General features: G+C 71.4%; 10 protein-coding genes. 6 read left to right on the forward strand and 4 right to left on the reverse strand.

Annotated elements, in window-relative coordinates:
• Window positions 1-59: 59 nt before the first annotated feature.
• A complete protein-coding gene (locus AB0F10_RS15355; RefSeq protein WP_360624149.1) occupies window positions 60-2,093 on the reverse strand; it encodes a rhamnogalacturonan lyase in 2,034 nt (677 codons plus the stop codon).
• Between the two features lie 122 nt (window positions 2,094-2,215).
• Between AB0F10_RS15355 and AB0F10_RS15360 the strand changes: the two genes are divergently transcribed.
• The 5 genes from AB0F10_RS15360 to AB0F10_RS15380 all read left to right on the forward strand — a co-directional run bounded on the left by AB0F10_RS15360 (window position 2,216) and on the right by AB0F10_RS15380 (window position 5,857).
• Window positions 2,216-3,139, forward strand: a complete 924-nt coding sequence (locus tag AB0F10_RS15360; protein WP_360624130.1) for an MBL fold metallo-hydrolase — start codon at window positions 2,216-2,218, stop codon at window positions 3,137-3,139.
• A 229-nt stretch (window positions 3,140-3,368) separates the two neighbouring features.
• Window positions 3,369-3,656: a hypothetical protein gene (locus tag AB0F10_RS15365; protein WP_360624132.1), complete on the forward strand. Its 288-nt coding sequence runs from the start codon at window positions 3,369-3,371 to the stop codon at window positions 3,654-3,656.
• Window positions 3,653-5,053, forward strand: a complete 1,401-nt coding sequence (locus AB0F10_RS15370; protein ID WP_360624134.1) for a hypothetical protein — start codon at window positions 3,653-3,655, stop codon at window positions 5,051-5,053. The genes AB0F10_RS15365 and AB0F10_RS15370 overlap by 4 nt, the downstream gene beginning before the upstream one ends.
• A 1-nt stretch (window position 5,054) precedes the next feature.
• Complete coding sequence (locus AB0F10_RS15375; RefSeq protein ID WP_360624136.1) at window positions 5,055-5,594, forward strand: hypothetical protein; 540 nt, start codon at window positions 5,055-5,057, stop codon at window positions 5,592-5,594.
• 23 nt (window positions 5,595-5,617) lie between these two features.
• Complete coding sequence (locus tag AB0F10_RS15380; protein ID WP_360624138.1) at window positions 5,618-5,857, forward strand: hypothetical protein; 240 nt, start codon at window positions 5,618-5,620, stop codon at window positions 5,855-5,857.
• 41 nt (window positions 5,858-5,898) lie between these two features.
• Here the strand turns inward: AB0F10_RS15380 and AB0F10_RS15385 are convergent, their stop codons facing one another.
• The 3 genes from AB0F10_RS15385 to AB0F10_RS15395 all read right to left on the reverse strand — a co-directional run bounded on the left by AB0F10_RS15385 (window position 5,899) and on the right by AB0F10_RS15395 (window position 8,972).
• Entirely contained in the window at window positions 5,899-6,744 is an 846-nt protein-coding gene (locus AB0F10_RS15385) for an NAD(P)H-binding protein (protein ID WP_360624140.1), read from the reverse strand.
• A gap of 110 nt (window positions 6,745-6,854) precedes the next feature.
• Window positions 6,855-8,291 (reverse strand): HAMP domain-containing sensor histidine kinase, encoded by a 1,437-nt coding sequence (locus tag AB0F10_RS15390; protein WP_360624142.1) that lies wholly within the window; start codon window positions 8,289-8,291, stop codon window positions 6,855-6,857.
• A gap of 3 nt (window positions 8,292-8,294) precedes the next feature.
• Window positions 8,295-8,972: a response regulator transcription factor gene (locus AB0F10_RS15395; protein WP_360624144.1), complete on the reverse strand. Its 678-nt coding sequence runs from the start codon at window positions 8,970-8,972 to the stop codon at window positions 8,295-8,297.
• Between the two features lie 167 nt (window positions 8,973-9,139).
• Here AB0F10_RS15395 and AB0F10_RS15400 point away from each other — a divergent pair.
• On the forward strand, window positions 9,140-9,924 hold a 785-nt coding region (locus AB0F10_RS15400; RefSeq protein ID WP_360624146.1), incomplete at its 3' end, for an MFS transporter.

The following is a 9,924-nucleotide window of genomic DNA, read 5'->3' on the forward strand; positions in this document are numbered from 1 at the left end:
GCCATCAGTCCGCACACCGCCGCACCCACGACGCCGGGCGCACCGCCATCGGGTGGAGATCAGCGGCGGCCGGGCAGCGGAACCTTCGCCCAATCGGTGTCCGACGCCAGGTAGAAGCTCGGGTACGCCGGCTGGTTGTAGACCGTCTGCTGGCGAGCCACCTCGACCCGGTACTGCGGGTCGTGCATCAGGGTGTACAGCTTGTGGCCGGTCACCTCGGTGCTCAGGTAGATCCGGATCGCCGAGCTGTCGGTCGTGCGTACCAGCAGTTCCTCCCGCCAGTCGCCGAAGATGTCGGCGATCAGGCCGGCGTTGCCCTTGGTGCCGTTGTTGGCGCGGGTGCCCTCGGCGGTCAGCAGCCGGCCGCGCTTCCAGTCGTCGATGGTCGGGGTGACGTCGAGCGCGCCGTTGAGGATCTGCGTGGTCAGGTCGCCCGACCAGCGGACGCTCTGGTTGGTGCCGGGGATCGTGTCGCCGATGACCTGACCCTTCACCGTGTACAGGCCGAGCGAGCCGGTGCCGCCGGGCAGGCTCGCCCAGGACTCGATGCCGCGCTGCTCGGGCAGCACGTCACCGATCATGGCCCGGCCGGTGTCCCGGCCCGAGTACCTGCCGAACAGGACCTGGCCGGTGCGGGCGTCGCGCATGGCCATGCCGTACGGGGCGAACGTGGCGTTCTCGTGGCACGTGAAGATCTCCAGACCCGGGCGGTCCGGGTCGATGTCGGTGACGTGCATGGCGTCGCCGTGCCCGAGCCGGACGTTCTGGCCGGGTGCCGCGCTGCCTTCGGGCAGCACGTCGAACGACGAGTACAGCACGTCGCCGTTGTCGTCGAGGGTGGCGCTGCCGTAGATGATCTCCTGTTTGCCGTCGGCGTCCACGTCCGCGACGCTCAGCGAGTGGTCGCCCTGGGTGGTGATCGTGCTCCACTTGGCGCTGGTGCCGTCGCGACCGTGCGGGCCGTCGTTGAAGGGGTTGGTCATCGGCGTCCAGCCGCTGTCCACGAACCGGTTCTCGACCAGCCGACGACCGTTCCAGCGGTACGCGACCAGCGTGGTGCGGGTGTAGTAGCCGCGGGCGAAGATCACCGACGGGTTCCGGCCGTCGAGGTAGGCGACGCCGGACAGGAAGCGGTCCACCCGGTTGCCCGGTTCGATGCGGGCCATCGCGTAGTCGCCCCACATGAGGCCGTCGTCGTGGCGTCCCGGCCGGTAGTGGATGGTCTGCAGCTCGCGGTCGGACAGGCCCTCGAAGACGGTGAGGTACTCGGGGCCGTCGACGATGAAGCCCTGGAAGGCGCGCAGCGTGTTGCGGCTGCTGCGGGACGGCGCGTACACGTCCATGAAGTAGTCGGCGAGCGCCCTCGCGGACGTCTCGCTGAGCGGGTACGCGTATTTCGGTGCGATGCCGAACGCCTGCTCGAGGGTGGCGGGCCAGTGCCCGGCGACCACCTCGGGGTGCCTGTCCCAGCCGCGGAACATGTCCACGACGTGCCGGTAGTAGCCGGCGGCGCTGAGCCGGTAGTCGTCGGTGTTGCGGTAGCCGGCCCGGACGTCGTCCTCCGGCATGGTGATGTACTTCTCGGACAGCACGGCGCCGTCCCCGCCGTACCTGATGATCTTGGTGCCGGGTGCGGTCTTGATCATCATCTCGGCGCGGCCGTCGCCGTCGAAGTCGTAGACCGGGAACTGCGCGTAGTGCGCGCCGGCCCGGACGTTCACCCCCAGGTCGATGCGGTACAGCAGGGTCCCGTCGATCCGGTACGTGTCGACGAACACGTTGCCGGTGTAGCCGACCTGGGAGACGTCCTTGGAATTGGACGGGTCCCACTTGACGATGTACTCGTACTGACCGTCGCCGTCCACGTCGCCGACGCTCAGGTCGTTGGCCGAGTACGTGTACGCCTCGCCGACCGGGGTGACGCCGTCCGCGGGCTTGCGCAGCGGCAGGTCGTACCGGCCGCCGCCGGTCCACGGCGTGACCGGCCTGCCGCGCGGCCCCTCGCGTCCCGTGCCGACGGCGGCGACCTGGTATTTCGAGGTCGCGGTGCCGGCGGCGTCGAGGAAGTTGGTGCTGTCGGTGACCGTCGCGATCCTCCGGCCGTCCCGGTAGAGGTTGAAGTTCGAACCGGTGAGTTTGTATCGATGCCGGTCTCTGGGTCAACGGTTTCAGGCGAGTGGGATGGAGCCGGCATCGTCACGGTTAACCTGCAAGCATGACCGGACCCGAGCTCGGCCACCTCGACGAACTGGCCCCCGGCGTACACGGCTGGATGCAGCCCGACGGCTCCTGGTGGATCAACAACGCCGGCGCGGTGATCGACGACGGCGGCGTGTTCCTGATCGACACCTGCGCCACCGCACGGCGCACCGAACGGTTCCTGGCCGCGGTGGCCGAGGCCGGCGGCGCCGACATACGCATGGCGGTCAACACCCACCAACACGGCGATCACACGTACGGGAACAGCCTCCTGCCGTCCGCAACCGTGCTGATCGGGCACCGGCTCATGCGCGACGGCCTGCGCGACGATCCCGTGATCGACGGATGCCCGCCGTTCTGGTCCCCGGTCCCCGACTGGGGGCCGGTCCGGCGGCGGCTGCCCGACATCGCCGTCAACGGCTCGCTCACCGTCCACCACGGCGACCGCCGGATCGAGTTGCTGCACCCGGGCGGCCCGGCGCACACCACCGGCGACCTGGCCGCCTGGCTGCCGCAGGACGGCGTGCTCTTCGCCGGCGACCTGGTGTTCTCCGGCCTGACCCCGCTGGTCTTCATGGGATCGGTCACCGGCGCCCTGGCGGCGGTCGACTGGCTCGCCGACCTCGAACCGGCAGTCGTCGTGCCGGGCCACGGCCCGGCGCTGACCGGCACCGACATCGCCCGGGCATTCGACGAGCACCGCCGCTACTACCGGTGGATTCTCGCCCTGTCCGATGAGGGCATCACCCACGGCCGCACGCCCCTGGAGGCGGTCGGCACAGCCGACCTGGGCGAGTTCGGCGACTGGGCCGACCCCGAGCGGGTGGTGCTCAACCTGCACCGGGCCTACGCCGAGCGCACCGGATCCGAGTTCGACGTGATGGCCGCCCTCAAGGACGCCGTCACGTGGCTCGGTCACCCCATGCACACCTACGTCTGACCAGCGCCTGCCTGCGCGTCGTCAGCGAGCGGCCACAGCGCGCTCCAGGCTGCGACCGGAAGCGTCGCGGGCCCGCACGACGGCGTGGCAATACCCGGCCGTAGCCCCACCGACCCGGTCACGCTCGACTAAGGTCGATGTCGGCCGATATCGACTCGTCCAGCTTTGCTTGCGTACTTTTTGTAGCGTGCCGGAGGTCGACCGATGCAGAGGGGGGTGGTCCCGGACGATGAGCGGATTCGAGGTCCAGATCGGTCAGCTGCGGCATGCGGCCAGGGCTGCCGGATCCGCCGCGGACCAGGCCGGCGCGGTGCACCCCGGCACCGGCCTGGAAGCGGTGGCGACAGCATTGCCGGGTGGGGTCGCGGCATCGAGCGCGCCCATTCTGGCGTCGGCGTTCAACAAGCGCGGGACGGGATGGGCCGACGAGATCGACCGATGGAGCACCTCGGTCACCTCGGCCGCGAAGGCGTACTCCGACAGCGATGACTCCGCGAAGAGCGCCTTCGGGAAATGACTGTCAGTTACGACGACGTCCGCAGATGGGACGCCAAGGCGGTCGACAAGGCGGCCACCGGCCTGCGCGGGCAGCGGGACAAACTCACCGGCCTGCAGGACGAGCTCGACGAGGCCCGGAAATTGCCCGACTGGCACGGTGCCGCGGGCGAGAGCGCGCGCAGTTCGCTGGGAAATACGCGAAACAACGCCGAGATCCTGGTCGCGGAGCTGGCCGCCGTCGAACGGGCCCTGCAGAACGCGGCGGACGACGTCTACACCCTCAGGAGCCGGGTCGCCAACAACGACTCCCTCGCCGACACCTACCAGTTCCGCATCGCCGCCGACGGCGCGATCGTGGACAACAAGCCCGCCGACCCGCCGCCGAGGTCGCGGTTCGAGGCCGAGGACCGCGCCGAGACCCAGCGGCACCGCGAAACCATCCGGCAGCAGCTGGCGCAGGAAACCACGGCGATCCTCACCACCGCGAACAACATCGACACCACCCTCGCCCGGGTGATGCGGCTCGCGCAGGACCGCAGGATCAGCGACCACGACGCGACCACCCTGGCCGACGCCGGCAAGGGCGGGGACCTCGACGCCCAGGTGATCGACATGGAGCAGGCGCTGCGCGACGCCGGGCTGCTGACCGGGGCGCCCGCCGCCGGCCATTACCGGCAATGGCTGGAGAATGCCGTGCGCCGGGGCGTGCCCGTCGACACGATCAAGAAGATCGCCGTCGATCACCACATCACGCCCGAGGATTTCAACGTCCTCGACGCAATGGAAGAGATCCGCGAGGACGAGGACGGCAACGGGATCTTCAAGTCGTACTTCCTGATGCCGAGCGACATCAGCGGCGACGACGCCGCCAAGGCGGTGCGGATGACCTACATCCTGAACGCCGGCACCGACTACGGCACCGAGGGCGAAACGACCGACTTCGCACCGGCCCCGTACGGGTCCGAGGAACTGCGGCGAATCACCGACCGGCAACGGGAGAACTCCTGGAGCTACGACGAAGACGTGGGATTCGTGCACGGCAACGGCGGGCGGCTGGTGACCACCCCGAACGGCATGATGATGGGCCTGGGCGGGAACCTCGTCCAGGATCAGTTCAGCAAGCAGGGCGGAACGACCTGGGGCGACACGTTCATGCTGAACATCGACGACCCGAAGGACGCGGCGCAACAACTGCGGGACGTGGTGACGTCGGGCCACGCATGGTACGAAGGCGATGACGGCCCCTACCAGGGTGCTCTCGACACGGACCGGCTGCTGCACCACGAGGAGCGCCACTCCCAGCAATGGGCACGCGAAGGCTACACAAAATTCCTCGCCTCCTACGCGTGGGAAAAGATCACCGGCGGCAACGAGACCGAGGAAGACGCGGGCCTTTCCGATGGCGGATATCACTAGAGTGCTGCGCGTCGCCTGCGTCGCCGTGATCCTGGCGACGATGACCGCGGCGTGCGACACCAAGGCGCCGTACGCGCCGTCACTGCCGGCGGCGGCCGGGTTCCGCGTCGACGCCGGCGTCCTGAAACTATGGACGGGCACCCCGTGCTCCGGCGTCACGGGCCTGACGTTGATCTTCGACACCGGCACCCCGGAGAGCACGAAGCAGGTGTGGACCGCGCCGCGGCCGGGAGTGCTGGTGGAGCGGATGGACCTGCTGGCCACCGCCGGGAAATCCATCCCGGACACCGGCGGACCCCTGCAGGTCAAGCAACCGCTGCCCGCGAACTACGACTGGACCAGGGCAGAGTCGATCAACTTCTCCGTCGACGGCCCGAAAGCGTTCGGCGCCAGAGTCGACGTCGCCCAGGTGCTGCGCGAGTCGCCCCAACACCCGTCCGGAAGCTACCTGTTCGGCGAGACCGGCTGGATGGACGAGTCGGACGTTCGACGCGAGAACCAGAAGTCGTTCCTGACCGTCTGCACCCCTGACCCGAACTGATCGCGGTACACGCGGAGCCGAACATGGACACACCAGACAGCGCCCTACGGACGGTGCTGCGGCGCCTCGTGCTCGGCGCGGCCGCCTGCACCGCCACCGCGATCGTGCTGCTCGTCGGCGAGGCGGCGCTCAGCGCAGCCGGACTGACCTCCGATCCGCACGGCTACGCGGTGTTCGCCGGAATACTGTTCGCGGCGATCCTGACCCCGGTCGCGCTCGCGCTGTGGCTGCTCTACCGATCAATGCGACGACGCGGCAACTGACGGACGATCTGCGCGGAGACCTGCCGGTTCGATCCTGACGGTCAGCGGAACGCGGCGATGTTGCGCTGGACCCAGTCGGCGAAGGTAGCGGGCGCCCGGCCGAGGACAAGCTCGACGTCCGGACTGATCCGCCGCTCGGCGGGGGTGGGTTCGCCGAGGGCGTCGAGGGTGGTCTCCACAATGGGCCCGGGCATGAAGTGCAGCATCTGTGCGCGAGCCTCGTCGCGGCTATGCTCGACGAACCGGATCGGCTCGCCCAGCGCGCCGGCGATGGCCTCGGCGCGTTGCCGGGGTGTGGTGCGGGCCGGCCCGGTCGGCTCGTAGACCCGTCCGGCATGGCCGTCCCGGTGCAGGGCCGCGGCGGCGACCTCGGCGATGTCGGCCGGGTCGACGGTCGGCAGGCCGACGTCCCCGAACGGCGCGGCGACCGTCCGCCGGACACGGACCGTCTCCACCCAGGCGTACGCGTTGGAGTTGAAGGCACCGGGCCGCAGGATCGTCCATGCCAGGCCCGATTGCCGGACGGCGTCCTCGATGGCCCGCATCGTGCCGCCATGGGACGCCGACCGCGGTCGAGTGGCGACTCCGATGGAGGACAGCAACACGATGCGGCCGACTCCGCCGGCCTTGGCGACGTCGACGATGTCCCGTGGATTGAGCAATTGAGCCGAGGCCCCGCCGTCGTGAAGGAAAAGCGCGTCCGCACCGTCGAGAATGGGCCGGAGGCTCTCCGGATCGGTCAGGTCGGCCCGCCGGTGACGCGGGCCCTCCGGCGCGGCCGGGTCCGCGGACCCCCGGGCCACCGCCGTGACATGTTCACCGGCTGCGGCGAGTGCCTGCACGAGGGGCCGGCCGACGTTGCCGGTCGCTCCCGTAACTACGATCATAAGTAACTCCGAGGTCATCTCAGTCGTGTTCGTCGATGCCCGAAACGGGCGAGAACTCGCGGGCCGAAGACGGCCTTTCGCAGCGACTCGATGACGCTAACATCGTCGATTCAGTAGTTACCTAAAGGAAAGTAGCTATCCGGGTCGGCCTGAAGGAATGGTAGGAACACGGTGACGGTGGTGCCGGGCTCGGGGTGCGCGCATCGGCCGGCGGGGGGCTCGCCGACGCCGTGGTGGGTGCCGTTGCTGCAGATCCTGAGCTCGCCGCGGTGGGCGGTGACGATGGCGTCGACGACCGCGAGGCCGAGGCCGGTGCCCGGCCTGCTGCGGGAGTCGTCCGCCCGAGTGAACCGCGCGGTGGCCCGCGCGAGGAAGGCCGGGTCCATGCCGGGTCCTTCGTCGTGCACCCGGACGTAGACGGCGGCGCCGGCCCGTCCCGTGACGACGGTGATGGGTGGCCGCCCGTGGCGGGCGGCGTTGTCGAGCAGGTTGGTCAGCACCTGTCGGAGCCGGGCGGCATCGCCGCGGGCCACCGCGGGCTCGTGGTGCTCGGCGCGGGTGTGCGGGTAGCGGGCGGCGGCCTCGTCGGCCAGCGCGGCGAGGTCGGCGGTGTCGTCCGGCGCGGGCGGGGGCTGGACGCCGACGGTGAGCAGCGTGTCGGCGAGCTCGCGCAGGCGGTCGGCGTCGGCGGCCACGTTGCGCAGGGTCTCCTCGAGCTCGGCGGTGCTGCGCGGACGGCGAAGCGCGAGCTCGATCTCCGTGCTGATCAGGGTCACCGGGGTACGCAGCTCATGGCTGGCGTCGTGGACGAACTGGCGTTCCCGGTCCAGGGCGCTCTCCAGCGCGGCGAGCATCTGGTTCAGGGTGCGGCCGAGGCGGGTGATCTCGTCGTCGGCGCGTTCGGGCACGGCCAGGCGCAGCCCGGTCGCGCCGCCGGCGATGCGGGCGGCCTCGGTGCGGTAACGCTCGACCGGGGCGAGCGCGGCCCGGGTGAGCCGGTACCCGACGCAGGAGGCGACGGCCAGGGCGGCGAGGTTGGCCAGGGCGAGCTGGCCGATGAGCTCGCGCAGGGCCTCGTCGCGCTGGTCGCGGCGCACGGCGACCAGCGCCACGACCGGGCGGCCGGGGGCGGCGGTGTGCAACGGGACGGCGTACAGGCGCAGGGTTCTGGCCCGGATGGGGAACAGCGGTCCGCGGTCGGCGCGGACGGTGCCCGTACGGGCGGTGGTGAACTGGCCGTCGCCCAGCAGGGAGCCGCCCGTGAGGCCGGAGCTGGCCGCGACGACCCGGTTCGCGGCATCGAGGAGCTGGTATCCGGTGCCGGTGGTGACGGCGGGCGGGCCGCCCCGCGCGAGCGACGTGGTGAGCTGGCCGGCCTGGGCCGCGAGGTCCTCGTTGAGGCGCAGGTCCAGGGCGTAGCGCACGCGCAGGTAGACGAAGGCGCCCGCCCCGGCGAGGACGATCAGCATGGCGGTGGCGAAGCCGGCGATCAGCCGGAACCGCAGCGGCAGCCGGCCCAGCCCGTGCGGGCGGCGGGGGTTGGTCACGGGTCAGCCGCCGTCGGGTTCGAGGCGGTAGCCGGCGCCGCGCAGGGTGGTGATGGCGCGCCGGGCGAAGGGCTTGTCGACCTTGGCGCGCAGGCTGGCGATGTAGACGTCGATGACGTTGGAGCGCAGGTCGGTCTCGCCGTCCCAGACCTCGTCGAGGATCTGGTAGCGGGTGACGCACTGCCCGGCGCGGGACATCAGCAGGGCGAGGACGTCGAACTCCCGGGCGGACAGCTCGATCTCGGTGCCGCCGCGGGACACCCGCCGGGCCGCCGGGTCCAGGCGCAGGTCCCCGGTCTGCAGCGCGGTGCCGGCCCGATCGGCGGCGCGCCGGTGCAGTGCCCGCAGCCGGGCGAGCAGTTCGTCGAAGGAGAACGGCTTCGGCAGGTAGTCGTCCGCTCCGGCGTCCAGGCCGTCGATCCGGTCCGGTACCGCGGCGCGCGCGGTCAGCATGATCACCGGTATCCGCACGCCCCGGTCGCGCAGGGTGCGGCAGACCGTCAGCCCGTCGAGGCCGGGCAGCATGCCGTCCAGCACGACCGCGTCGTAGTCGCCGCCGGTCGCGGCCAGCAGCCCCTCGCCGCCGGTGTGCCGCACGTCGGCGGTATGGCCGGCCTCGCGCAGCCCCCGCGCGAGCAGGCCGGCCAGGCGCGGCTCGTCCTCGACCACCAGCACGCGCATCGGACCCCTCCCCCGCTCGCCTCGCCGCCGTGTCGCGGGTCAGTGCATCATGCCTGCCCGCCGGCTTCATGTGCCTTTCATGGTCGGCTCCTACGCTGCTGGGATGCGAGCATGAACGACATGCGACACGCCCGTCGAGCCTCACGGTTTGAGGCGCGGAGGCACCGGTGAACCAGGCGGAGGCCGCACGCCGGCGGATGTGGCCGCTGTACGCGGCGGGGTTCACGACCGCCTTCGGTGCGCACGCGATCGCCGCGAACCTCGGCGGCTTCGCGCCGGGCGCGGTCACCTCGCTGCTGGTGCTCGGCGGCCTGCTCGCCCTGTACGACGGCGCCGAGGTGCTGCTCAAGCCGGTCTTCGGCGTCCTGGCCGATCGCGTCGGCGCCCGCCCGGTGCTGCTCGGCGGCCTGGTGGCGTTCGCCCTGGCCTCCGCCGTCTACGCGGTCGCCGACAGCCCCGGCTGGCTGTGGGCCGCACGGCTCGGGCAGGGCGCCGCCGCCTCCGCGTTCTCCCCGGCGGCCTCCGCGCTGGTGGCTCGCCTCAACCCGGCGGCCACCCACGGCCGGGCGTTCGGCTCGTACGGCTTCTTCAAGTCCATCGGCTACACCCTCGGCCCGCTGCTCGGCGGCCTGCTCGCCTGGGCCGGCGGCCTGCGCCTGCTGTTCGTGGTGCTCGCCGTGCTCGGCGCGGCGGTCGCGGCCGCGGCGGCGCTCGCCATCCCCGCCGTGCCGCCGCTGCCCAAGGCCCGGCAGACGGTGCTCGACCTGGCCCGCCGCCTGACCGACCCGGCCTTCCTGACCCCCACCGCCGCGCTCGCCGCGGCCACCGCGGCGCTGTCGGTCGGCGTCGGTTTCCTGCCCGTCTCCGGCCGCGCGGCCGGGCTCGGCCCGATCGCCACGGGTGCCGCCGTGTCCGTCCTCGCCGCGTGTGCGGCGCTCGTGCAGCCGCGCGC

The organism is Actinoplanes sp. NPDC026623, assembly GCF_040638275.1.
Classification (GTDB): Bacteria; Actinomycetota; Actinomycetes; order Mycobacteriales; family Micromonosporaceae; genus Actinoplanes.